Raw genomic sequence first — 25,051 nt, 5'->3', positions numbered from 1 at the left:
GCGTGAGCGTTAACACTTTACTGTGGCGATAGTTACGGAAATATCCAGGATCGGGTGATGTCCGGCCAGGAGGAGGAGTTATCCGATTTTTCCCTTGTATTGTGTGCCGAAATTGATACAATAGTCACTTAAAAAGATCCCGGTGGTTTCCCCGGATATTACCAACAAACATAAAGAAAGGGAGTAAAATGGCAAGTTACAAAGATCTAGGGCTGGTAAATACCAAAGATATGTTCGCCAAGGCCATGAAAGGCAAATATGCCGTACCGGCGTATAATTTTAATAATATGGAACAGATCCAGGCTATAATCGTGGCCTGTGTGGAAACACAGTCACCGGTGATACTGCAGGTGTCGAGCGGCGCGCGTAAATACGCCAACCAGACGCTTTTGAGGTATATGGGGCAGGGTGCCGTGGAGATGATGAAGGAACACGCCAAGGCGAAGGGGCTTAAGGATATTCCCATAGCCCTGCATCTTGACCATGGCGATACGTTCGAGCTTTGTGTGTCATGTATAGAAAGCGGTTTTTCCTCGGTCATGATAGATGGATCACATCACCCATACGAGAAAAATATCGAACTCACCAAGCAGGTGGTCGAGTACGCGCATAAATATGACGTTACCGTGGAAGGTGAGCTTGGGGTACTGGCGGGCATAGAGGACGAGGTCTCGGCCGAGAAGTCGACCTATACCCAGCCTGAAGAGGTCGAGGATTTCGTTAAACGCACCGGGGTGGATTCGCTGGCGATATCGATAGGGACATCGCATGGCGCCAACAAGTTCAAGCCGGAACAATGCACCAAGAACGCCGATGGAGTGTACATCCCGCCGGAACTCAGGTTTGATATCCTCGAGGAAGTGGAAAAAAGGATACCCGGGTTCGCCATAGTCCTGCATGGGTCGTCTTCGGTGCCGGTAGAGGCGGTAAGAATAATAAACCAGAACGGCGGCGCGCTTAAGGATTCCGTCGGCATACCCGAGGAACAGATCCGTAAAGCCGCGAAGTCGTCGGTATGCAAGGTCAACATAGATTCCGACGGTCGCCTGTGGATGACCGCGGCTGTGCGTAAGCTATTCAACGAAAAGCCGGCGGAATTCGATCCACGCAAGTATCTCGGTCCGGCAAGGGACGCCCTGATAGCTATGTACAAACATAAGAACGAGCATGTTCTAGGCAGCGCCGGCAAGGCTTAAGCCCGTTATGGATAAGCGGGGGGGCGGAAAGACCGCCCCCCCTTTTCAATGCGTCCCGGTAAATGGGGCCCAAGAACCGGTCACGGAGGTAGGAAGTGAAGAATATCGTCCTTATGGGGTTGGAGATACCGGGATCCATTTATGTGCCCGTGATCTATTTCCTGTGGATAACCGTATTCCTCCTGGTCAAGAAGGTATTCTATATAAAAGTGGTGAGCGTCGCGCGTAAGACCAAGACCAAACTGGATGACGTATTGCTGGAATCTCTTGATACGCCGCTCATTCTCCTTATATTCGTTTCCGGCATAGCGTTCGTCGAGAACGTATTCGACTTTGGGGGCGAAGGCGGGGACATAATCAAGTTCGTGGACATAACGTTCAAGGCTACCGCCGTAGTGGCCATCATACTTTTCCTGGACCGTATGTTCAAGGGCCTCATAGCGATATATTCGGAAAAAATACCGGTCCTGAAGACCTCAAAAGGGGTGTTCTCCGGTCTGGTCCGTTTTCTTGTTATCGGTATAGGCGTACTTATATTACTGGACAGCTTCGGGATATCCATAACGCCGCTTCTCGCTTCACTGGGCATAGGATCCCTGGCGATAGCTCTCGCGCTGCAACCTACCCTTGAGAATTTCTTTTCGGGTGTTCAGATAGTGATGGACAAGCCCATATCTCTAGGACAATTCATAAAGCTGGATACGGGGGAAGAAGGGTATGTCACTAAAATAGGGTGGCGGTCGACATGGATAAGGATGCTCCCGAATAATACCGTGGTCATACCGAACAAGGTGCTGGTGAACTCTAGGGTGCTCAACTATTATTACCCGGAGACGGAACTTGCCGTGCTTGTGCAGGTAGGGGTGCATTATGATTCCGACCTGGAACAGGTGGAGAAGGTGACCATAGAGGTCGGCAGGGACGTACTTAGGACCGTCCAGGGCGGTGTGCCCGAATTCGAGCCTTTCATACGTTACCATACCTTTAACGATTTCAGGATAGATTTCTCGGTCATACTGAGGGCCAGGGAGTTCGTGGATAATTACCTGATCAAACATGAATTCATAAAAAGGCTTCATAAGCGATATAAAGAGGAAGGTATCGTGATACCTTATCCTATAAGGACGCTTGACTGGAATCCGGGTTCGGACCCTATAAGAACGGACCGTAAAGATCCCTGACAGGCTCTATTCCGCGGCAAGAACAATAACTTCTTACAGGCATAGGTGCAAGATGGCAGGACTAGAGGTAGTGTTCTTCGACCTTGACGGTACTCTCGTAGATTCAAGCCGGGATATCGTTTCTTCGGTGAATCACATGTTGTCCTCTATGGGGCTTCCGGAAAGGCCATATGACGAAGTGATATCGTATATAGGCGGCGGCGTGGTCGAGCTTCTATCGGATGCCCTGGGGGATGGGAATGGACAAAGGCTGGAGGAGGCGAGAAACGTTTTCCGGGAATATTACGGTCGGCATTGCCTAGATACTACCGCGTTATATCCGGGGGTCAGGGATACGTTGCCTCTTTTGGGTCGTCACAGGGTCATAGTTACCAACAGGTCAAGAGCCTCGGCGGAAAAGACATTGAGAACGCTGGGGGTTGGAGAGTATTTTTCGGATATTATCGGCGGAGATGACGAGAACTGCCTTAAACCCTCCGCGTGCCCCATAAATAAGGCTCTGGTCGGCGGCATGCGGAAAGAAAAGTGTCTTATGGTGGGGGACATGGATGTAGATATCAAAGCCGGGAAAGCCGCGGGGATAATGACGTGCGGGGTCACTTACGGCATCGGGGATAAGGGGAAGATGATTGATGCCGACCCGGATTTTATCGTGGATGAATTTTCTGACATATGTAAGATAGTCCGGCAAGGGGGGCGATATGGGGATGGAGATAAGTTTCAGGGGAGGTAAGAAGTTCGAGGTAAGGACCAGGGGTCATGAACTTACGGTGGACCTTTCTCCGGAAAAAGGCGGATCGGATGAGGGGATGACCCCGCCCGAGCTCTTTATCGCTTCACTGGGTACGTGCATAGGCGTGTATGCCGTAAGTTATCTTAATACGGCCGGCATAGACCCGGCGGCGCTCAAGATGGATGTGGATTGGTCCGAGAGTGAGGACCATAAAAAGATATCTTCGATCAAGGTGATGGTAGGCCTGGCGGGTACTGAACTTGGGGGACGCAAGAAAGCTCTCATGGCCGCGATGGACAAATGCCTGATCCACAATACATTGAGGGAACACCCTTCTGTCGAAGTCATTATATCGGAATAAGAAAGTTACCTCGGGAGGTTAGTTATGGCAGGTAGACTGGTCGTGTCGGTCGTAGGAGGGCACGAGTGCGGCGCGTCCGTATACGCGATGGCCGAAAAGACGGGGCGTATCATAGCGGAAGAGGGAGCGGTGCTCATGTGCGGCGGACTCTCCGGTGTGATGGAGGCCGCGTGTAAAGGCGCGAAATCGGTTGGCGGCCTGACCATAGGCATGTTGCCGGGTGACGACAAACATGACGCCAACAGGTATGTGGATATAGCTATCACTACCGGCATGGGGTATTCACGTAATACGCTTGTCGCCGGAGGACCGGATGTGGTGGTCGCCCTGCCGGGTAAATGCGGGACACTTTCGGAAATAGGTTTTGCCCTTGGGGCCAAGAAGCCGGTCTATACGTTCGGAGGATGGAAGATCGACGGTGTGCATGAGTTGGTGTCACCCGAGGAACTTCGGGCGATACTTTCAGGTCATGAACACCCGGACAGACACGAACATGAAGAGAATACTCCTCATAAATCCATGGATATATGATTTTGCCGCGTATGACCTATGGATGAAACCATGGGGACTCCTGAAGCTCTCATCCATACTTAAAAAGGGCGGTCATGAGCTGTATATGGCTGATGCCATGGACCGGCACGCGCCCGAAATGGCCACTTTCCTCAAGGAACATGGGGACGGTACGGGTAAATTCTTTTCAGAGGAGGTCGAAAAACCGGATGTCCTCCGCGATGTCCCCAGGGCCTATAAGAGGTATGGTATGCCTGATGAGGTGTTCGAGCGGGTATTGCCGGATACCGACGTGGATATCGTTCTTGTTTCTTCCGGCATGACATACTGGTATCCGGGCGTATTCAGGGTTATTCGCATGGCCAGGGAGAGATACGATAAAGCGGTAATAGTGCTGGGGGGCGTGTATGCCACACTTTGTCATGATCATGCTGTAAGGCACAGCGGCGCCGATCATGTCATAGCCAGTCAGGATATACGGGAACTTGGCAGTATAACGGGTGGAGGGGAAGAGATATCCTTCGCGCGCATACTGGACGAGGACCTGGATTACAGCTACTATCCGAACACGCCGTACGCCGTGCTCAGGCTTTCGCTGGGGTGCCCTTTTGACTGCGCGTATTGCGCCCAGAGGAGGCTATCGCCGCCGCTTATGAGGAAAACCGCGAGCAGGGCTTTTGCCGAGATAAAAGGTCTTTATGAAAAAGGCATAAGGAAGTTCGCTTTTTATGACGACGCCCTGCTCTCGGACGGACAGCATTTCTGCGAATATCTGGACCTGCTTGAAAAAGGGGGGATAAAGGCGGACTTTTACACGCCCAACGGCCTTCATGCCCGGTTTATGACGGATGAAATAGCGCGTAAAATGCGCGGGGCGGGCTTTGTCCGTCCAATACTCAGCCTGGAAACGGCGGATGACATTAAAGGGGCGGGATGGCATGAGAAGGTGACGAAAGACGAGCTGGAGGGGGCCGTGCGGTATCTCTATGACGCGGGGTACCGGCGTGGGGACATCACGGTATATCTCATGCTCGGGGTGCCAGGAAGCACTTTCTCTGACGTAGAGGGAAGCATCGCGTACATAAACTCTCTCGGAGCCAGGATATCGTTGAGCGAGTTCTCTCCGGTGCCGGGGACCAGGCTCGCGGGTATTTCAGGTGAACGTATAAATGAGCCGCTTCTCCAGAATAACAGCGTGTTCCCTTCCTTCGCGCCGGAGGAGTGGGACAAGGTCTCGAGGATAAAAGAGAAAGCCAGGATGTTCAATCGTTCACTGGACGAACGGCGTTGATAAGGGCTTTTGCCTTGATAAGGGTCTCCTCGAACTCCTTTTCAGGATCGGAATCGACCACGATCCCTCCACCCGCGTGGAAATAAGCGTATCCATTCCTTATCGTTATCGTGCGGATGGCGATATTGAGGTCCAGGGTGTCATGGAAGCTCAGATACCCGATAGCCCCGGTATAAACGCCTCTTGCATGCGGTTCGAGCTCGTCGATCATCTGGAGGGCCCGGATCTTGGGGCAGCCAGAGATCGATCCTCCGGGAAAACATGCCTTGATGATGTCGGAGGTAGAAGTTCCTGTTCTCAATGTGCCCTGTACGATCGAGATGCTCTGTATGACGGTCGGATAGGTCTCTATCCGCCGGTGTTCCTTCAGGATCACACTGCCGTGCTCAGATACTTTTCCCAGGTCGTTGCGTTCAAGGTCCACTATCATGGAAAGTTCGGCTTTTTCTTTTTCGTTCTCTGTGAGTTCGCGTATCATTCGGCGGGTCTCTTCCTCTGTGCCGCCTATGGGTCTTGTTCCCTTCATCGGCCGTGTTTCTATCGAACGTCCACGGACCCTGAGGAAAAGTTCGGGGGAGGACGAGACCACTTTTATCCTGTCGAAGTTAAGATAAGCCGCGAATGGTGAGGGATTATCGCGGTTAAGCCGCAGGAACAGATCGTATGGCTCGCCACTGAAAGATGAGGAGAACCTTTGGGCCAGGCAGACCTGGTAGATGTCGCCCGCGCGTATATGTTCAAGGGCCTTGTTGATGGATGCGATGTAGTCCTGTTTGGCGAAATTGGAAGCTATTTTCCCGCGGGAAAAGCCCCTGAGGGATATGCGCCCTCCCCGGTATGCCATTATCTTGAGCTTGGTGTCCTCAAGCAGCTCGGCGGGGTCGAGGCGGCCGTTATCTTTCATGTCAAGAACGGATATTCGTATCCTGCCGGGTCTTGTCGCGTCAAAGGTAAGTATCACCCGGTAGAACACAAAATAGATGTCGGGGATCGAAGTGTCGTCCATGGCGTTAGATGGGAGCAGCTCGATCGAGTTCTTGAGGCCGTAAGAGAAGAACCCCATACAGCCAGCGGCCAGGGGCGAGTCCGTTGTGTTGATAACGCGGGTCGATGAGATCAGGTGGTCAAGTACCTCCAGGGGTGGTTCCCCGATATTGCGCGTTTCGCTTTTAGTCGAGAGAACTGTCCTATCCTTGCGGCCGGTGATCTTGGCAAAAGGATGAAGGCCTATAAAGGAGAACCTCCCGGCGTCCGATGTGAGGGAACTGTCCAGGATCGCGGTATCCATCTCGCCGGAGAACAAGGCATAGATCTCGTCAGGACGGTATGGGCTTGAGATGTCCTCCTGAAGCAGCTCCTCTTTAATGTCGGGAAAAAGTTTGTCCATGGCGTATCGGGATGGAACTATTTCGCGCTCTGCCGGGAAGGCCGCTTACCGGTGCTATTCCCGAATGACTTGAGCTTTTTGACCACGGCATCCGTTATCTTGTCGGGTGTGGACGCCCCGGCCATTATGCCTACGCTTCGCGCTCCGGTCAACCATGAGGAACGCAGGCCCCTGGAAGACTCTATCCAGTATGTTTTATTGTTGATCTTACGTGATATCTGGAACAGTCTTTTTGTGTTCGCGCTTGTCTTGGAGCCGATTATCAGGACGACGTCATTGTTGCGTGGTAGTCTATTGATCTCCTCCTGTTTTATGTGGGTCGTCCGGCAGGTCGTATTATAAAGTTCCACATCAGGCAGGACCGACCTGAGAACGTCCATAGTGCTGTTTATGTTGTCCAATGTCTGTGTGGATTGTGTTATTACCGCTGCCTTCCTGAAATTCCTCAACTTGCCGAAGGGGACGGTCCCGGGGGATTCGACCACTATGGGTTTATGCTCCAACTGTCCGGCTATGCCCTTGACCTCGTCATGCCCGGCATCGCCTATGATTATTATCCTGTGGGACTTCTCCAGCTGGCGGGCTATCTTGTATATCTCTTTTACCTTGGGGCAGGTAGCGTCGACTATCTTGAACCCACATTTTTCAGCTTTGAGGAAAGTGCTCTTTCCGGCACCATGGGCCCGAATAATGAGGGTCGCGTTCTTCATGGGGCGTATCTGTTCGATCTTTTTGATGCCTTTTTTCCTAAGGTCCTCGACTACAAAGCTGTTATGTACTATATCGCCCAGCACATATACTTTTTTGCCCGGGCAGGCCAGGGAACTGCTGATCTCTATGGCCCTTTTGACCCCGAAACAGAACCCGGAACTTTTAGCGATGTTTATTTTCATGTGTTCAAGAAGGTATGCGAAGTTTTTCGGTCTTTTTCGCCAAACGGATTATCATGGAAACGAGTTCCTCTTTGTATCTGGCGTTTATTTTCAGTTCAAGGCAGGAGTCCATCGCTTTGTCCAACAGGGCGATAGTCTCCCCGCGGCAGAATTCCCCGGCTCCTGTGCCCGTTATCATGTTGTAAAGCCTTTTGAGGTCGGCGGCTGTTTTGTTCTTTTTTCCCAGGACCTTCCTGAAGGAATCCCGGTCCTTTCCCCTGAGGGAATGGCATGTTCTCCACGCGATCAGCGTTTTTTTTGATTCATTTAGGTCTGAGAACATGGGTTTCCCGGTGTCTCCCGAAGTGGAGAAGATATCGATAAGGTCGTCGTGTATCTGGAAGGCCTGGCCAAGGGAAAGGGCCATTTCCGATATCCGTTCCTGTTCTTTTACGCCTACGCCGGCGAGTACGGATCCCGCCAGCATGGGGCCCTCGAAGGTATATTTTGCTGTTTTGAGTATATAGGTGCTCGCGATATCGTTGTGGGAGAGCTTGTCGATATTCCTTGTGTTGTTCACCACGTCGATATATTCGCCTATGCCGGTCAGTACGGCCGAACCCGTGAAGATACGGAGGGCTTTTTCCTTGAGTTCGGGGTCCTCGTCCACGGACAGGAAGTTCTCGATCGCGAGGGCGTAAAGTATGTCGCCGGCCACTATGCTGAGGTCATACCCCAGCCTGTCATGGGCTGTTACGCGGAACGTCTTGTTGAACACCCTGTGCAGCGACGGTTTTCCGCGCCTCAGGTCCGAATTGTCGATAACGTCGTCATGTACCAGCAGGAAATCGTGCAGCAATTCTATCGAGGCGGCGGACCTCAAGAGCCCCGGATAATTCATTTTTCTCCTGGGAGTATATCCCAGATAGCTTATGAGGAAAAGGAGCGGGCGGATACGTTTACCCTTACGGGTGATGAAACCATGCAGGTTCTTCGCCAGTTCCGGAGAGGTGGATTTCATTTCGGGAAAGCCGGAAGAGCCGGATAATATCCCTTCGAGAGTGTCGTTGATATCTTTTCTGAGGTGGTCTATCGGATAATACGGCATGACCAGGTCTTTCTGCTATAATTATGTGTCTTAATGAGATACTATATGTATAATATTACTCTAAGGGGAATGATCCCTTGTCGGCACATCATACATTATAAACCATAAGACCGTTTTAGCAAGAAAGGAATTTACCTGTGAGCGGCGTGTCCCGGAAGGATCCATGCGTGTGTTCGTTTTTGGTGCTCCTGTGCGTATCCATGTTCATTGGATGCGCCGGGGAAAAGACGCCGGATATCCAGGGTGACCGGGAGGTCGAGAATGCCTACAGATACTGGGAATACTGGGTGATGCCCGATCGGGATATGGTGTTCTATCCGGAGAAGGCCGTCAGCTTGCTGGCTCTTGGACAGGGAGATGTGGTGGCGGATGTAGGGGCGGGCGCCGGGTATTTCACTTTCCCTCTGGCCAGGGCCGTAGGCCCGGCCGGAAGGGTATACGCGGTGGATATAAGGTGGCCGTACGACCTCAAGAATTATTTTGAGGAGCGCATGTCTGACAGAAAGGCCAACCCTTACGACAACATTACGCTTGTAAAGAATGAGGTCAGGGATATAACCTTGCCGGAAAACTCCGTTGACATGGCTTTTTTCCTCTTGAGCGCTATTTTCCTCTTTGACCCGAATGACGAAGCGTTACCATATGACCTGAGGAGCACGTTCAACGACCAGCGTATATTCATGAAAAGCGTGTATAAGGCCTTGAAACCCGGCGGCAGGATAGCCGTGATAGATCTTGTGGATGATCCAAGACAGGAAGAGATAAGTATGCCCGGCGGCAGCGCGTACGGAATGCTGGTGATAGCGCGTGACCTGGATATCGTGAAACGGAATTTTGAGAGTATAGGATTGCGGTTCGTAGAGGAGCAGGATCTTTACCTTTCCGCGGAACATGGCCGGCAAATGGGAAGATTCAAGGATACGGATATGTACAGGATGATGAGCGAAAAACAAAGGTTCTTCCATGGAAGGTATATGTTCTTCTTTATTTTTGAGAAACCAGCGGCTAGCGGGGATGGCGATATATGAAAAGCGCGCAAAATGACCAGATAGATCACGCCGTAGCCATGCTTGAGGCTTTTGATCTTAACGCGCTCCAGGGGGCCGGGATGATCGCGTCCGGGGATATGTTCGCCCCGTCCATACACTATCCCCCGATAGAAACATATCCGGAAATCACGCCGGAAGGGTATTTCAGCGGTTATCGTCCTGAAGGGGACGGCAAGGTGGTCGTATACGCGCATATACCTTTTTGCCGGAAGAAATGCGTGTTCTGCCATTTCGCGGTATGTGTCAATTGTCCTGAGGAGGAGAAAAAAACATATATAAGGTCCATGTTGAGAGAGATGGATATGTATATGGCGGCTACCGGGGTGGAGAGGGTCAAGGCCAGGTCCATACTGGTGGGGGGAGGGACCCCGACCGATATGTCCCCGGAGCTCTTGTCGTTCTTTATGGCTGGGTTCATGGACCGCGTGGACATTTCCTCCTGTTCTCAGCTCTCGTTCGACGTGGACCCGACCACTTTGCTCGGGCCTGAGGGTTCTGAAAAACTCAGGATACTGCGTGAATATGGTGTGGACAGGTTGACTATCGGGATGCAGTCCTTTGACGACAGGATACTGGAAGGCATGGGACGGGCGCATAACGCCGCCGACGCGGTCCGCGCGTTCGAACAGGCACGCGTGGCCGGCTTCAATAACATATGTATCGAACTTATTTACGGTTATCCGGGGCAAACGGTCAAGGGATGGATGGACGATATGGGGAAGGCCGTGGGCCTTGAGCCCGAGGAGCTTCAGTTATATCGTTTGCGCGTCAAGCCTTACGGCCCGGAAGAGGGGGCGATAAAGACGCTGTATCCCGGGCTTGTGGCGGAAGAGGGACATATAAATGACATAAGGTTGATGAAGGCCCTCGGCATAGTGATCAGCGGGCAGAAGGGGTATAAGGAGAACCTTACGAGGGTTTTTGCGAGGGACGTCGCGGCGATGTCGCGATACGCCAGGGATTTCAGCTGTTTGTTGCATGACGTTATGGGAGTAGGGCTTTCTTCCTGGAGCGGATACGCCAGGAAGATCGCGTGGAACGTGCGAAAGGATATGAAGGAATACTGCGCGCGTGTAGCGGCGGGTAGGATGCCTATCGTATCGGGAAAGGAACGCACACAAGAAGAGGATGCCATAAGGGCCCTTGTAATGCCTCTCAAATGCTGGGGCAAAGTATATAAAGAGATGTACAGGACCCGGACAGGCATCGACATATCGGAACGTTTCGCCGATGGGATAAAGACGCTCGAAGGATACGGGCTCATCGGGGTGGACGATAAAAAGATCTACCTTACGGGAAAAGGACGTTTTATAGCTGATGAGGTTTGTGAGTACTTTTACCAGATGGAATATATCCCATTTCCGCGTGAAGTGTACGCGGAAGGAGAATTGAACCCTTATGCGAAATATAGATAAGGTCATGCTTAATTTTTCAGGAGGATACGATTCCCTCACCGCGGCCACCGTACTGGCCGGCAAGGCAAAAGAAGTACATCTTGTCACATTCAGGGTGCTGACGGAGGTGTTCCTGGGACTTTCCCGGAGCAACCTGGCGCATCTCGAACGGGAACACCCGGATACTAAGTTCGTGCACAAAATAGTGGACATAAGGGGCGTGCAGAAAAAACTGCTTGAAAAATATCCTGAGAACTGCGCTTCGTTCGGGAGTGAATGGTCCCCCCTGGGGATGTGGTGCTGTACCTGCCAGCTTTCCATGCGCGCCGCGTCAATATTGTACTGCCTGGAACACGGGATCACGGTATGCGCGGACGGGGCCACAAGGGCGGAGTATCACCATAGTTCCCATAAGGTCGGGTTCATAAACGCCATAAGGGGACTGTATCACGGATATGGGCTGGAGTTCATCAATCCGATATATGATCTCAATGTCAAAACCAGGAAATACCTCAAGGATAAAGGGTACAGGACCGGGTTCGAGGTCTTTAGCACTAAATACATACAGCCGTTGTGCTGGTTCACGTTCTTTTCGAACTTAAGACAGCGCGTGAGCCCGGCGGCTACGCGTGAAGGGACGGTCGCGAAGTATGTAGAGATGATGATGCCGGTGATAAGGGGCGTAGTGGAGGATGGAATAAAGAAAAGAGGAATGGATATTGCGGCCCCTGGCGGGGAAAAGAGGTGCCCGGCAGACCTTCTTGAGGAGGAATATGTCCCATCAGATGCCGAGGTAAAGACCGTATCAAGGACCGCGTTGTGCCTGAGAATGATCTTCGCCCCGTTCTACATCATTTTTAACTGGCTTGTGAGAAGAAGATACCTTGAGGGCAGGGAACGCGGCGAGTTCCGCTAAGTCCGGGCCTTCCAGGGCATGGCGCGCTCTCCGATCATGTCTATGATCGCGTTGAAGGCCCATCCCATAAGGGATATCACTATTAGCGAGACGAACATGCGTTTTATATCAAAAGCCTCCCATGATGTCCAAAGCCTGTAGCCTATCCCTGATGACCCGCCGATGAACTCAGCGGCCACTACCAGTGAAAAGCACAGCCCGGATGAGAGCCTTATCCCGTTGAACATGGAAGGCATGGACGCGGGAATGATGATATCCAGCCATCTGTCCATGGCGGAGAACTTATAGACCCGGGCCACATCGAAATACCGGCGATCAATAGAGGATACGCCGTGGCATGTATTTATAAGCATTATGAAAAAAGCCCCGAGGGCGATAACGGTTATCTTTGAAGCTTCCCCGATGCCAAGCATGAGTATTATGAACGGGATCAAGGCTATTTTGGGTACCGGATAGGCCATGTTCACAAGCGGGTTCATGAAGAGATATACGGACCTTTTCCGGCCCATGAAAACGCCGAGGATAAGGCCGGGCAGGCCGCCCACTACGAGTCCCGCGAGTATGCGCATAAGGCTTATGCCGCAATCTTTTGCCAATGTGCCAGCAAGGACGAGACGGGAGAACTCGGAGAAGAGGGAAGAAGGGGTAGGGATGAATATGCTGTTCACGAATCCACATCTTACGGACACTTCCCACAGTACCAGGAGTATGAGCGGGGAGTATGTGTTCATGAGCATATGTTTCAATCCGCGTGCGAACCTCATCTTATCCTTTTCCTCCCGACCCGGTGTTCCAACAGGTATTCCTCCTCTTTCCTGAAAGTTTTTTTGACCTCTTCCCTGAGCAGCGAATCTACCGAAGAGTATATGTCATGGAAACCGTCGGCATGCAACAGGTCGCCGATATCGCGCGGGTATCCGAACGGGACGTCTAGGCCTGATTTTATATGGCCCGGGGACGAGGACATGACGTATATATGAGAACTCAATATTATCGCTTCGCGTATGTCATGCGTAACGAAAAGCACGGTGGTCTTTTCCTGTGAGTACAGGTCGAGTACAAGATTGTGCATCGATTCCCTGGTCTGGAAATCAAGATACACGAAAGGTTCATCCATGAGTATCACGGCAGGCCTGACCGCTATGGCCCGCGCAATGGATAATCGTTTAAGCATGCCTCCGGAGAGTTCGGAAGGATAAAGGTCCCTGAACTTGAGGAGGCCGACCCTGTCGAGGCTTTCTTCGATAGTTGCGCGGTCCTTTTTTACGGATACGTCGGCATGCTTCAATACGACTTCCACGTTGTCATATACGGTGAGCCACGGGAAAAGAAGTGTGTCCTGGAAAACGTAAGCGAACTGGGCGTTCTTGTCCCCGGAGAACATGACCCGGCCGGATGAAGGCTTTTCCAGGCCGGATATTATCCTGAGCAGCGTGGTCTTGCCGCAGCCGGATGGGCCGATGATACAGGAAAAGCTTCCTGCCGGTATGGACATGGAAACGTCAGCCAGGGCGCTTATGCGTTCGTCGCCCGCGCAATAATCTTTTGAGACATGTTCAATATCGATCATATGGTCCATATACACATCATCCTTCAACTGAAAAGCAAGACCAGGGTCACGCCCGCTACGGTCATGAAAGCTCCGACCATGGACCTCTGTGAGATCCTTTCCCCGAACACCAGGTACGCCATGGGAATAACGAATATCGGGCTTGTGGAGTTAAGCGGTACCGCCAGGGACGCCGCCGTATATTTTAACGCGATAACAGAGAAGAGCAACCCGATACAAGTACCTATCATGACGGCGGAGAAGAACCGGAGGCATACCCGGCCTTCCCTGAACGGGGCTATCCATCCCAGAGGCTCTTGCCTCAGTATGGCGAAGATGAATAACACGGTCCCGCCCGAAATAAGCCTTATTACTGTCGAGGTCACCGGGCCGGACGAAGTGACGCCGATCTTCGTGAGTATTATGCCGATGGAAGTGAAGAACACCGAAAGCACCCCGAATTTGACCCCTTTCGCCCAGTTCTCCTTAAGGAGTTCTTTCGGCCCTTTTTCCCATATCACCCAGCTGACGCCGGAGATTATAAGCAATATACCGGTCCAGGCCTGTATGGTGGGCCGCTCACCAAGGAATATGACCGCCAGGATAACGGTCACGGCCGGGCAAAGTGTTTCCATAACGACGGCCATACGGGGTCCTATATGGAATAGTCCCTTGAAGAAGAAGGTGTCACCCAGGGCTATGCCGAATACGCCGCTCAGGACCAGGAAAAGGACCGAACGGGCGGATAATGGCTGGACGCCGAAGAACAGCATGACGGCCGACAGGAGTAGCGCGCCGAGAACGCATCTTGCCAGGTTGAGGCTCGCGGGAGTGAAGCGACCGCTCAATCCCCTGAACAGTATCGGACCGTAAGCCCATGCCGCCGCGGATATAAGTGCGGCAACGCCTCCGAATATGTGGTCATTTATATGCATACCTGACATGTCCGCATCATTACGTCTTATGAGAACACTAACGGGTGAAGACGGTGCTTAAGTAATCATATTTCAAACAGGGGCCAAAAGCAAGAGATTTTGGGGAAAGGAAATCACGCATAAGCTTGAAATAAGGCGATTATTGTGCTATTTTCATTTAACAAAGCCATATTCGCGTGATCCCATATCAATAAAAGGAGCAGGATGCCGGCGTTCCAAAAAGAGATACCCGCTGAGTTCAGGGATGAGTTCATCCAGGGATATATCAGTCTCATCAGGTCCCGGATGGGCCTCTTGTGCCGGTTGACGATAAGTATCTATTTGGTGGTCGACGCGCTCTACTACATGTTCTTTCCCGAAGGGTATAAACCGGAAGAGATATTGGTGGGTCTTCTGCTGGCCCTGGGCGGCGCGGTAATGCTTTTCATAAGCAATAAGGCGAAGTCGCTGTTCTCGGCGAAGCTCAGTGTTTATCTGTATACGGCTTTCCTCCTGGCGCTCATGGTCCAGCTCAACCTTGTTTTTGGCGATGAGTCCGGCAAGGAAGCGATGCTGGCCGGTATAGGGCCGTTATTCGTTTTTTCCTTCTTTCTTGTCTCCGTGACGATACCATGGCGTCCTTCAGAGACAGTGGTGCTCGGCTTCATGCATTTCATGGCATATACGTTGCATTTCATGACCAGCATGTTCCTTTTCCAGATCGAGGGAGCGGAGGCGGAATTCGAGCTTTATTTCAACGGTATCATCTTTCTTCTCATGTCGTTCATCATCTGTTTCACCGTGCGTCGTTATGAGATGAACAGGGACATACAGAATTTTCTCCTCCTGAAAGAGGTGGAGTCCAGGAACGAGCAGGTGAACAGGGAGCTGGAACTCGCGTCCAGGATACATAAGAGCATCATCTCCCATTCCGTCAGCACCCGTAAGTTCGATGTTTCCATTGACTATGTGCCGGTCTATTATATCGGGGGGGATTATGTGAAATATGTGCTCCTTCCGGGGGAAAGGCTCCTCTTTGTTATAAGCGACATAACAGGCCATGGCGTGCCGGCGGCGCTTCTGGTCAACAGGATACATGCCGAGTTCGAACGCATGGCAAAGGAGGGGAAGGAGCCCGGTGTCCTTATGAGGGACCTCAATGAGTTCATAAAAGAGGATTTCGCCGGTTCGGATATGTACCTTACCGCGTTCTGCGGGCTTCTGGACATGAAAAAAATGGAACTGCAATATTCGAACCATGGACATCCTCCCCAGTATGTTATCGATCCCGCGACGGGTGGGATGAGGGAATTGGCCGCGCAGACGTCACTTCTGGGGTTGCCGTATGTTGACGATGGTATTTACCAGGACTCGGTAAATATAGGGCATTCGGAAAGGATACTTTTATATACCGATGGGGTGACCGAAACGTTCAATGCCAAAGGTGAGCAGTACGGGGAACAAAGATTGCGCGACCTTCTGGCCGCGCATTCGAGGTCCACATCTGAAGAGCTCAACAGCGCTCTTATAGGCGAGCTGGAATCTTTCAAGTCGGGCCCGTTCAAGGATGACATATGCATAATGTGTATAACGCTCAAAGAAGAGAAACATGTTATCGATCGTATCCTGGGAAAGGCATGAGGTGGCAACAAATAAGTTGCAAACAACGGTGTTTTATGTATAATAATTGAACTATTCGTTATCGGTAATTAAGTCCAACAGGGAGGATATACAGATGAAACCCCGTAAAAATTACAGGACCAGGCCCAAAAAGACGGGTGCCAAGAAAAGACAGCGCATAAAAGCGCAGAAGAAGAGATTGGTAGCGTCGGGGATGGAAGAGAAGAAACTCAAGAAGCTGAACGTCGTTGAGATAAGGGACCTTATCAAGAAAACGGCCAAGGCCGCGAAGAAGAAGGCTGTCACCAAGACGAAAAAGGTGTCACCTAAAAAGAAGTAAGGTCTTGCGGAAAACATGTACGAAGGGGAGGGTTTAAAACCCTCCCTTTTTTTTTACGGTCACACAGCTGTCCGTACCGACGATATAGATCTCCATTGACCTAACTAACTTTCTTATGGTATAATTCAAAATTATTATAATTCCGGACCACAATAATATATGGCGCATATAACATTAAGAAAAACCATCATTTCCGTTGTGATGTCCATATCCATCCTGACGGAAACTTCACAGGTCGCACCCGGGATAAGTGTGTCTTATGCCGGGAACATGTCATTGTCGCCTAACATACGTACTGACACCCCGATAGCTGTTGTAACAGACCGGGGCACGCGTCTCGAAGTGGACGGGACCCCGGAAATGACAGATGCCGCCAGACAGGTTTTCAGGGAAAAGTGGGGCGGGGAAAGTGTGGAGTCGCGTATAGCACGTGTACTGGAAAAGCATGGCGTGAGGAGACCGCCATATATCCTCAAGGGAATGATCAATAGAGCTTTTCCCGGAGAACACAGATTCGGTTATAACATCGACGGATTGCGTAAGGAAGGGAAGACGGTGCTTATCCCGTACGACGGAGAGGATGGGGCCGGATGTCTTCTTAGATATTACCTGGCGGAAGATGACCCGGTCGAGGCCCGGGGCAAAATATCGAGGAAGGCTGGCAGCAGTGACCGGGTACGTGTTATCACCGAACCCAAGCTGGCTCCCAGGCCGGCGCGTGTGGCCAGGACCCGGGCGACGGGAAGTACGGAACGCGCTACGGAGCGGGTAAGCATTTATGACGTTGTTCACGGCCCCAGGGGTGAGGGCGGGGTATATGTGCAGCCGTCGCTTGCCGACCTTCCGGAGATGTTATACCTTTTCGCGTATATGTCACTTAAAACGTTCTCGACCGGGGTCAGGATAATGCGGCCGGTAAGCGGCATGTCGAGGATAAACGTGGTTGATATGGGAGAGGCGCCCACAAGCGTGGAGGCTACGGGATACGCGCTGGACGCGGGGACGTACGAGAAACTTGCCTCTAACATAAGACACCGCCTGGCCGGTCGTTCCAGGGGAGTAATACGCGGGGAATATAACATAGTGCTTTATCTCGAAATAGCCGATGACGGGACGATAAGCATCCTGGGTACGGACAAGTTCGACAACAGGAAGATAGAGGAACTCGGCAGGGAAGCGGCGGACATTCCGGATGAGGTGTCTTCCACGGATAGCGGGAACGTTGCCGCGTCCATCATTGATATCATTTCGAAACATACACGGGAAATATATGCCGAACTGGAAAGATACGGTTTTACCGAGACCAACGGCCAGAGGTGCGTGGCCGCGTCGAAATTAATGGCGTTGGCGCTTTCGAATGTATCCGGTCTTCCCATAGGGGGAGAAAAAGGCGCGCGCATAGAAGTGGTGCCGGGCGCCTTTTACGCTCCGGGACGCATCATAACACACCACTGGGTGGCAGTGTATGACGGCACTGGGCAGCACCCCGCGCTCCTGGTGGACGCTTCTTACGGGCAGTTCGATCTGGCTTATGAGGGTCGTGTAGTATGCGGGGATCACGATGAAATGATGCGGACGCTTTCTCTCCGGGACGGGAGGGACCTGTTCCGTGATGCCGTGCGGATACATTTTAAGACCGCTCCTGAGGAGGTTACCCCGGAAAGACTGAGGGAACGCGTACATGAACTGAGGGAACTGGAGGAAAGCAACGGTACGGAACATCCGTTCCTTGTCGCTTATAGAACGTACCTGCATAACGAACATATACGCGAAGGCAGGCTGGTCAACCTTGGCCCGGAATATGAGGACAGGATCAAGACCGCCCTGCCGGCGGTCATCACGGCATTATCTCCTCCCGTGGAAGAGGCACGGTCCAGCGAGGATACGCGCCTGGCCGTTACCGGTTCACAAGAAGTCGTGATAGAGTTCTTCGACACAGCGTCTTCCGCGTTCATGCGAATGGAGTTCCCGGGCCTTTTGAGGGCCCTGGCAACGAAGGACAGCGTGGCCGGACTTTTAGCCCCGCTTTTCGCCGCGCGTAAGCCCGGTATGGGATATTATGAGTACGCGCTGGTACATGACCTCATGGAAACTGCCGAGGACACGCCGCTCACATATTCTGAGAGAAAAGGTCTTTTCAGGGAAATGGCGGGATGCAGGTGGACGTCGTTCACGCAGTCGTTCCGCCGGCACATAGCTACGAACGGTATTTTCAGCCTGGAGCTTAAGATACCCGGTGAGGCCGGGCACCAGAGGCAGAACATACAGTACGCGAATTTCGATATAGCACGGGACCTGTGGCGTTCTTACGGTGAACGGTCAGGGGTGGAAAGGGTTGTGTGCGTGGTCGACCTGCCGCCGGGGACCTATAGGAATTACGCGTGGGAAGGCGATATTGAATACACCGCGGATAAACCTTTCCGGATGATCGTATACGAATATCATGACGGTGTAAGACTCGACAATGTCGGTCCCGAACATCTTAAATATTACGCCGGACGTATGGGGATGGACCCGGCCGCTTTTACCGAAAGAATGGTACGGCAGGTGTTCGAGATATGTGAGAACATGCACGACAGCGGGTATTACGGGCTCAGGAAGGCCGACGACGGAAAATTGCATACGGAGATGCATATAGGGAATTTCAAGCTTTGCGCTGATGGGAACATAAGGCATGTGTCGGATTTCGGGGAGATAAGGCGGGGCAAAAAGGCGTTCAGCACGAGGGAAAGGATCGTGGACCTGGATAAGATCATCAGGGGATGCGCTTTGGTGTTCGGCCAGGATGAAAGGGACGCCGGCAGGGATACCGCAAGATTGCCCCGCAGGCGCATATATGAGATAGCTATAGACGAGGTCCGAAGGAGAACGGGCGAACCCGTCCAGGATAGGGTGTCAGCCGCAGCAGATAAGTCCGCGGAAGCCGTTACCGACGAGCCCGACGCCGATACCGAACGTGTAAGAGGCATGATGATGCGCGTTTTCGCGGCCGCGGAGGACGCGTACGCAAGGACGGAAAAAGGCGAGAACATAGTTATAGGCATAGATACCAGTTGGATACCACCGGCGGAACTTGCCAGTATGGGAAAATTGACGAACCAGTCATGGTGGGAAGGAGTGTGGAGGAAAAAAGGTCTTACCAATGTGGTGACGGTCGTGGATAAAGGCCCGGCATTGGCTGGCACCCTCATCGAAAGGAACCGTAAGGACCGCGCCCGTAATCCTTTGAGGAACATGATAGTCGTGGGAGATGGCAGGGTGCTCAGGGCCGGGGAGTTCACTCCTCTTCGGGAACAGAAAGACGCTCCCGGCGCGTTCTTCGCCGAGCTCGAAGTGCCTGAAAAGATACCTCCGGCCTATTGCATGGATATTGATATCGTCAAGGTAATAGATGAAGCCGTAAAAGAGGCTTTTGGCGGCGAGAACCCGGGGTTCAGGAAGTTCCCCGTGGAGCTTGTGCCGATAGACAGGGATATGATCGAAAAGATGTCCAGAAGGTATGACAGGCATGAGCGTGAGATAGAAATCAAGGCGTAAACGTTCTTCTATACCAGCAGCTTACCGGGAACCAAGCGTAGCCCCCCCCTTCAGGTGAAGCCCGGATAACCCGCGAGAACTACCATAAAGGTCTTAATATGTTTGACATGCGGGAGTATTATAGTTATAATCCAACTACATATATATTATTTTCCGCTCGACTTATTAAAATTATAATTATAAATACATATTAGCGAAAAGAGGGGTAAAGGTGTATCTATGGAAGAACGCATAGAAGAACGTAATGAGCTGATAGAACAGAGGCACATAAACCTTAACAAGATAAAAGAATCCGGTATTGATCCTTTCATGGAGAGCATGAAGGGCATGGAAAGCATATCCGTGGTCAAACAGGCGTTCGAGGAAGGGCGTGAAGTAAGCGTGGCCGGCAGGATAATGGCCCGGCGAGAGCATGGAAAAAGCGCTTTTCTCGATATAAAGGACTTCACTGGCAGGATACAGGCGTATCTACGCAAGGATATAGTGGGAGATGGCGCGTTCGAAGTGTCGAAAAAGTTCGATATAGGGGATATAGTCGGGGTTAAAGGACAGCTTTTCCGTACGCGTACGGGGGAAGACACGGTACAGGTGACCGAGTATAAGCTTCTCTCGAAGTCACTTCTTCCCCTGCCAGAGAAATGGCATGGGCTTAAGGACGTGGAAACGAAGTACCGTCAAAGGTACCTTGACCTTATCGTCAATGACGATACCCGTGAGAAGTTCAAGGCGCGGCTCAGGTTGATACAACACATAAGGGAAGAACTGGCGAAGCGGGGATTCTTTGAGGTCGAGACGCCCATGATGCACCCCATACCGGGCGGGGCCGCGGGAAAACCTTTCAAGACGCATCACGAGGCGCTGGATATGGACCTGTACCTAAGGATAGCCCCGGAGATATACCTGAAAAAACTCCTTGTCGGCGGGTTTGAGAAGATATTCGAGATAAACCGTTGTTTCAGGAACGAAGGCATCTCCGCCAGGCATAATCCCGAATTCACCATGATGGAAGTGTACGAGGCTTATTCCGACTGTGAAGGCATGATGAGATTGACCGAAGAGCTGGTGAGGTCGGCGGCAAGGGCCATAACAGGCGGCGAGAAATTGATGTACCAGGGTAAGGAGATAGATCTTTCGGTCTGGAAAAAAGTGTCTTTCGCGGAACTCATGGAGACCAATTTCGGCATAAAGGTCGAGGACAGCTTGCAGGACTGGGTGAAGAAGCTGAAGGCCAAAGGCATAGCGATAGAGGGCGAAAAGGTAAGTAAGACACAGATCATAAATATAGTGGGAGAGATGGTGGAGCCCCAGGCGGAGAACCACCCGGTATTCGTCGTGGATATGTTCAAAGAGATAAGTCCGCTGGCCAAGGAGAAAAAAGGGTCACCCGGTATTGTGGACAGGTTCGAGCTGTATGTAGGCGGCATGGAGATAGCGAACGCGTATTCCGAGCTCAACGATCCTATGGACCAGAGGCGCAGGTTCGAGGAACAGGCCCAGGCCGACCCTGACGCCATGGTGGATGAGGATTTCATACGCGCCCTTGAGTACGGTATGCCGCCGGCGGGGGGTCTCGGTATCGGCCTGGACCGCCTGGCGATGATATTAACGGATTCGGCGAATATCAGGGAAGTCATCTTCTTCCCTCATATGCGGCCGGAATGACCATGTAACGACACGGAGGACCGGTAGACCATATGTGGCCGCTTTTCATAGCCATCAGGTATTTTTTCTCGAGGAAGAAGGAGGGTATGATCTCTTTCATAGGGATGATATCCGTGCTGGGAGTCGCGCTGGGGGTCGCGGCGCTTATAACCGTTATCTCGGTGATGAACGGATTTGACCTGGAGATACGCGACAAGATAATCGGGACTTACGCGCACGGTATGGTCCTCAAGCAGGGAGGGATCTCTCCGGGTGACGATGTTTTCGAGGTACTGAAGAACAGTAAAGGCGTTCTGGATCACGCTGGGTTCGTCACGGGCCAGGCGGTCCTTCGCAAGGACAAGGCCGTATCCGGGATACTCCTGAAGGGGATAGATCCCGCCGAAGAGGCCCGGGTCACGAAGCTCGTGGAGTTCACCGGCAATTCCACCGGGGCCATGTCGGACGGGGCCATAATCCTGGGTAGGGAGCTTATGCGGGACATGGACATAAACGTCGGCGATACTATCGAGCTCATGGTGCCGTATTCCCCTGTCGATATGGAGAAAGTAAAGCTCGAGGTCAGTGGGGTGTTCTCTTCCGGCAGGTATGACTACGACGCGAATATGGCGATAGTGCCGCTCAGGGAGGCGCAGGAACTTTTTCGCATGGGGGACCGGGTCTCCGGTGTCGGGTTCAGGGTGGAAGACGAGATGAAGGCCAACTACGCGAGGGATTCGCTCCAGGACGCGCTTGGCAGGACCTATGTGATAAAGAGCTGGATGGATATGGATTCCAATCTCGTGAAGGCCGTGGCCCTGGAAAAGAAAATGATGTTCATAATCCTTACGCTCATAATAACAGTGGCGTGTTTCAATATAGCGGGGTCGCTGATGATGATGGTCATGGAAAAAACCCGGGATATAGGGATACTCAGGGCCCTCGGGGCTAACCCGCGCGGTATAGGACTGATATTCCTGGTGGAAGGGGCCATCATCGGTGTATTGGGCGTCATGGTTGGCGGTGTGGCCGGGGTAGCTCTTTCGGATAACATAAACGCCGCCGCGAAGTTCATAGAGGATATCACCGGCTGGACGTTCTTTCCGAGCGATGTATATTACTTTACGGAGATACCGTCCAGGATAAGTATGCCGGATGTTACGGCTATAATAACAGTGGCTCTTGCCCTTACGCTTTGCGCGGGATTATATCCGGCATGGAAAGCCGCCAGGCTGGATCCCGTGGACGCCATAAGATATGAGTGATGATCGAACGGAGACGGAATGTTATCTGTGATAAAAGTCGAGAAACGGTTCGGCCGGGGACGGAACGCCGTGAGGGCCGTGAAAAGCGTCTGTATGGATATCTCCGCCGGGGAAAGGGTATACATCCACGGTCGGTCGGGTGCCGGGAAGTCGACGTTATTGCATATGATGGGCGGACTGATGAGGCCTACGGAAGGCAATGTTGTTTTTCGCGGAGAAGACCTTTATAAGATGGGAGAGGCAAAACGCAGCCGCCAGAGGAACAGATCATTCGGTTTTGTGTTCCAGTTCTACCATCTCCTGCCGGAACTTACGGTGCTCGAGAACGTGATGCTCCCGGCCATCATAAGCAGGGGGATAGGAACGCGGAGGATAAGACAAAGGGCGGAAGGACTTCTCGACGCGGTCGAGATGACGGGCAGGCTCAGGCACAGGCCGTCCGAGATATCCGGCGGGGAAGCCCAGAGAACGGCCATAGCCAGGGCTCTTATAAATTCGCCCGCTATGCTTTTTTGTGATGAACCTACCGGGAACATGGATTCGGTGATGAGCGGCGTGATATATGGAATGCTCCAGGGACTGAGCGAAGAGGAGAACATGAGTGTGGTGATAGTATCGCATCAGGATGTGCCTGATGGGTTCGTGGATAAGGAATATATGATGAAAGATGGTGAACTGGCGCCTGTCGGTGACGTGTGTCCCAAAGAGGGGGATACTAAGGTCCCGGCGGGGCGGTCAGAGTAAAAGTATCGGGAAAAGAAAGGAAATGTATGGGGCTTAAGATTTTTTTGAACGGGGCGTTAGTGGAAAAAGAAAAGGCTGTCGTGTCCGTTTTCGATCATGGGCTTTTGTACGGCGACGGTGTCTTTGAGGGGATAAGATCGTACAACAGGAAGGTGTTCAGACTGGATGAACACCTTGACCGGCTGTACCAGGGGGCTAAGGTCATAAGGCTGGATGTGCCGTATACTAAAGAGGAACTGCGTGACCACATACTTGATACGCTTAAGGCCAACGACCTGAACGACGCGTATATACGTGTTGTCGTTACCCGTGGTGTGGGAGACCTGGGCCTTGACCCGAGAAAATGCAAGAAGGCTACGGTCTTTATCATAACCGACAAGATCACGTTGTACCCAGAATCGTTCTATGAGAACGGGTTGCCGATCATCATAGCGGGAGTAAGAAGGAACCACCCGTCTTCCATAGACCCGCGGGTGAAATCCTTGAACTACCTGAACAACATCCTGGGAAAGATCGACGCGATAGATGCCGGGACCATGGAGGCCCTGATGCTCAGCATTGATGGCTACGTCGTGGAATGTACGGGGGACAATATATTCACGGTAAAGGACGGTGTGCTTTCGACTCCTCCTTCGGAAATGGGGGCGCTCGCGGGAATAACGCAGAAAGCCGTCATGGAACTGGCGTCATCGCTGGGGATATCCACGGGGTTCCGGGAGATGAAGCCCGAGACGCTTTATAACGCCGAGGAATGTTTCCTTACGGGTACGGCCGCCGAGATAATACCGGTCGTGAAGATCGGGGATAAGGTCATCGGTGACGGTAAACCGGGACAGGTCACTAAAGACCTGCGCGCGGCGTACCACGACCTTACCGGCAAGGAAGGGACGATTTACTGATCACGTGAGCGGAAAGAGGAAATGCCATGAAATGTGATAGTTGCGGAGCTCCCAACGCCACGGTACATTTGACCGAGGTCGTTAACGACAAGGTGACGAAGATGCACCTTTGCGACAAGTGCGCCAAGCTCAAAAGCGAGGAGATGCAGTCGCATTTCGGGCTTACGGACCTTTTGTCCGGGCTTATGGATTTCGGTGCTGTACTGCCTGACGGACAGATGTCCGAAGGCATGATGGTGCAATGCCCCAGGTGCAAGATGACGTATTATGATTTCCAGGGGACAGGCAGGCTTGGATGCGGGGAATGTTATACCGCGTTCAGCAAGAACCTGAACGACCTCCTCAGGAAGATCCATGGTTCCGATAACCATGTGGGGAAGCTTCCGTTCAAAGGGGAGGCTATGGTCGGCAAACAGAAGCTCTACCGGCAGTTAAAGACGGAACTCGACCGTTTGGTGCGGGCCGAAGAGTTCGAGAAGGCCGCTCTTGTCCGTGATCAGATAAAAGAGATAGAGAACAAACTCGATTTCAGGGAATGACGGGG

The 25,051-nt window shown here is 52.2% G+C and carries 23 protein-coding genes; 17 read left to right on the top strand and 6 right to left on the bottom strand.

Going from position 1 to position 25,051, the window contains the following annotated elements; all coding sequences use genetic code 11:
* Positions 1 to 188 precede the first annotated feature (188 nt).
* The 6 genes from PHH49_01790 (at position 189) to PHH49_01765 (ending at position 5,272) form a co-directional block, all read left to right on the top strand.
* On the top strand, positions 189 to 1,196 hold the full coding sequence (locus PHH49_01790) for a class II fructose-1,6-bisphosphate aldolase (GenBank protein ID MDD5487677.1): 1,008 nt from the start codon (positions 189 to 191) through the stop codon (positions 1,194 to 1,196).
* A gap of 95 nt (positions 1,197 to 1,291) precedes the next feature.
* Positions 1,292 to 2,377 (top strand): mechanosensitive ion channel family protein, encoded by a 1,086-nt coding sequence (locus PHH49_01785; protein ID MDD5487676.1) that lies wholly within the window; start codon positions 1,292 to 1,294, stop codon positions 2,375 to 2,377.
* Positions 2,378 to 2,429: 52 nt separating this feature from the next.
* The gene (locus PHH49_01780; GenBank protein MDD5487675.1) at positions 2,430 to 3,110 is read left to right on the top strand and encodes an HAD-IA family hydrolase; all 681 of its coding nucleotides are present in this window, start codon (positions 2,430 to 2,432) and stop codon (positions 3,108 to 3,110) included.
* Positions 3,079 to 3,471 carry an OsmC family protein gene (locus PHH49_01775; GenBank protein ID MDD5487674.1) on the top strand — a complete coding sequence of 131 codons (393 nt, stop codon included), beginning with the start codon at positions 3,079 to 3,081 and terminating at the stop codon, positions 3,469 to 3,471. The genes PHH49_01780 and PHH49_01775 overlap by 32 nt, the downstream gene beginning before the upstream one ends.
* A 24-nt stretch (positions 3,472 to 3,495) precedes the next feature.
* Positions 3,496 to 4,002, top strand: coding sequence for a TIGR00725 family protein (locus tag PHH49_01770; GenBank protein ID MDD5487673.1), 507 nt, complete (start codon positions 3,496 to 3,498; stop codon positions 4,000 to 4,002).
* On the top strand, positions 3,965 to 5,272 hold the full coding sequence (locus PHH49_01765) for a B12-binding domain-containing radical SAM protein (GenBank protein ID MDD5487672.1): 1,308 nt from the start codon (positions 3,965 to 3,967) through the stop codon (positions 5,270 to 5,272). The genes PHH49_01770 and PHH49_01765 overlap by 38 nt, the downstream gene beginning before the upstream one ends.
* Here PHH49_01765 and pabB read toward each other — a convergent pair.
* Genes pabB through PHH49_01750 form a run of 3 tightly spaced genes read right to left on the bottom strand, consistent with a single transcriptional unit; the run spans position 5,244 to position 8,639 of the window.
* Positions 5,244 to 6,659, bottom strand: coding sequence for an aminodeoxychorismate synthase component I (pabB, locus tag PHH49_01760; GenBank protein MDD5487671.1), 1,416 nt, complete (start codon positions 6,657 to 6,659; stop codon positions 5,244 to 5,246). The genes PHH49_01765 and pabB overlap by 29 nt on opposite strands.
* A 17-nt stretch (positions 6,660 to 6,676) precedes the next feature.
* Positions 6,677 to 7,552 carry a 4-hydroxy-3-methylbut-2-enyl diphosphate reductase gene (ispH, locus tag PHH49_01755; protein ID MDD5487670.1) on the bottom strand — a complete coding sequence of 292 codons (876 nt, stop codon included), beginning with the start codon at positions 7,550 to 7,552 and terminating at the stop codon, positions 6,677 to 6,679.
* A gap of 4 nt (positions 7,553 to 7,556) precedes the next feature.
* On the bottom strand, positions 7,557 to 8,639 hold the full coding sequence (locus PHH49_01750) for a polyprenyl synthetase family protein (GenBank protein ID MDD5487669.1): 1,083 nt from the start codon (positions 8,637 to 8,639) through the stop codon (positions 7,557 to 7,559).
* A 200-nt stretch (positions 8,640 to 8,839) separates the two neighbouring features.
* Between PHH49_01750 and PHH49_01745 the strand changes: the two genes are divergently transcribed.
* The 3 genes from PHH49_01745 to PHH49_01735 are packed head-to-tail and all read left to right on the top strand — an operon-like array spanning position 8,840 to position 11,998.
* Positions 8,840 to 9,667 carry a methyltransferase domain-containing protein gene (locus PHH49_01745; protein ID MDD5487668.1) on the top strand — a complete coding sequence of 276 codons (828 nt, stop codon included), beginning with the start codon at positions 8,840 to 8,842 and terminating at the stop codon, positions 9,665 to 9,667.
* Positions 9,664 to 11,103, top strand: coding sequence for a coproporphyrinogen-III oxidase family protein (locus PHH49_01740; GenBank protein ID MDD5487667.1), 1,440 nt, complete (start codon positions 9,664 to 9,666; stop codon positions 11,101 to 11,103). The genes PHH49_01745 and PHH49_01740 overlap by 4 nt, the downstream gene beginning before the upstream one ends.
* Positions 11,087 to 11,998 (top strand): hypothetical protein, encoded by a 912-nt coding sequence (locus PHH49_01735; protein MDD5487666.1) that lies wholly within the window; start codon positions 11,087 to 11,089, stop codon positions 11,996 to 11,998. The genes PHH49_01740 and PHH49_01735 overlap by 17 nt, the downstream gene beginning before the upstream one ends.
* Here PHH49_01735 and PHH49_01730 read toward each other — a convergent pair.
* From PHH49_01730 to PHH49_01720, 3 genes are read right to left on the bottom strand one after another with little or no spacing between them, the layout of a single operon-like run.
* The gene (locus PHH49_01730) at positions 11,995 to 12,762 is read right to left on the bottom strand and encodes an ABC transporter permease (GenBank protein ID MDD5487665.1); all 768 of its coding nucleotides are present in this window, start codon (positions 12,760 to 12,762) and stop codon (positions 11,995 to 11,997) included. The genes PHH49_01735 and PHH49_01730 overlap by 4 nt on opposite strands.
* Positions 12,759 to 13,577, bottom strand: coding sequence for an ABC transporter ATP-binding protein (locus PHH49_01725; protein ID MDD5487664.1), 819 nt, complete (start codon positions 13,575 to 13,577; stop codon positions 12,759 to 12,761). The genes PHH49_01730 and PHH49_01725 overlap by 4 nt, the downstream gene beginning before the upstream one ends.
* Positions 13,578 to 13,591: 14 nt before the next feature.
* Entirely contained in the window at positions 13,592 to 14,491 is a 900-nt protein-coding gene (locus PHH49_01720; GenBank protein MDD5487663.1) for a DMT family transporter, read from the bottom strand.
* Positions 14,492 to 14,686: 195 nt separating this feature from the next.
* On the opposite strand from PHH49_01720, the gene PHH49_01715 reads away from it, so the two are divergent.
* From PHH49_01715 to PHH49_01680, 8 genes are all read left to right on the top strand, one after another.
* The gene (locus PHH49_01715) at positions 14,687 to 16,102 is read left to right on the top strand and encodes a PP2C family protein-serine/threonine phosphatase (protein ID MDD5487662.1); all 1,416 of its coding nucleotides are present in this window, start codon (positions 14,687 to 14,689) and stop codon (positions 16,100 to 16,102) included.
* 94 nt (positions 16,103 to 16,196) lie between these two features.
* A complete protein-coding gene (locus tag PHH49_01710; protein MDD5487661.1) occupies positions 16,197 to 16,421 on the top strand; it encodes a hypothetical protein in 225 nt (74 codons plus the stop codon).
* Positions 16,422 to 16,580: 159 nt separating this feature from the next.
* Entirely contained in the window at positions 16,581 to 19,958 is a 3,378-nt protein-coding gene (locus tag PHH49_01705) for a hypothetical protein (protein ID MDD5487660.1), read from the top strand.
* Between the two features lie 219 nt (positions 19,959 to 20,177).
* Positions 20,178 to 21,620: a lysine--tRNA ligase gene (gene lysS, locus PHH49_01700; protein MDD5487659.1), complete on the top strand. Its 1,443-nt coding sequence runs from the start codon at positions 20,178 to 20,180 to the stop codon at positions 21,618 to 21,620.
* A gap of 32 nt (positions 21,621 to 21,652) precedes the next feature.
* Complete coding sequence (locus PHH49_01695) at positions 21,653 to 22,864, top strand: lipoprotein-releasing ABC transporter permease subunit (GenBank protein ID MDD5487658.1); 1,212 nt, start codon at positions 21,653 to 21,655, stop codon at positions 22,862 to 22,864.
* Between the two features lie 18 nt (positions 22,865 to 22,882).
* On the top strand, positions 22,883 to 23,608 hold the full coding sequence (locus PHH49_01690; protein MDD5487657.1) for an ABC transporter ATP-binding protein: 726 nt from the start codon (positions 22,883 to 22,885) through the stop codon (positions 23,606 to 23,608).
* A gap of 26 nt (positions 23,609 to 23,634) precedes the next feature.
* Positions 23,635 to 24,507, top strand: a complete 873-nt coding sequence (gene ilvE / locus PHH49_01685; protein ID MDD5487656.1) for a branched-chain-amino-acid transaminase — start codon at positions 23,635 to 23,637, stop codon at positions 24,505 to 24,507.
* Positions 24,508 to 24,533: 26 nt separating this feature from the next.
* Positions 24,534 to 25,046 carry a UvrB/UvrC motif-containing protein gene (locus PHH49_01680; GenBank protein MDD5487655.1) on the top strand — a complete coding sequence of 171 codons (513 nt, stop codon included), beginning with the start codon at positions 24,534 to 24,536 and terminating at the stop codon, positions 25,044 to 25,046.
* Positions 25,047 to 25,051 lie beyond the last annotated feature (5 nt).

Source organism: Candidatus Omnitrophota bacterium, from assembly GCA_028715965.1.
Taxonomy (GTDB): domain Bacteria; phylum Omnitrophota; class Gorgyraeia; order Tantalellales; family Tantalellaceae; genus JAQUQS01.
Note: the sequence above shows the minus strand (reverse complement) of the source record. Positions and strands in the feature narration are given on the sequence as shown.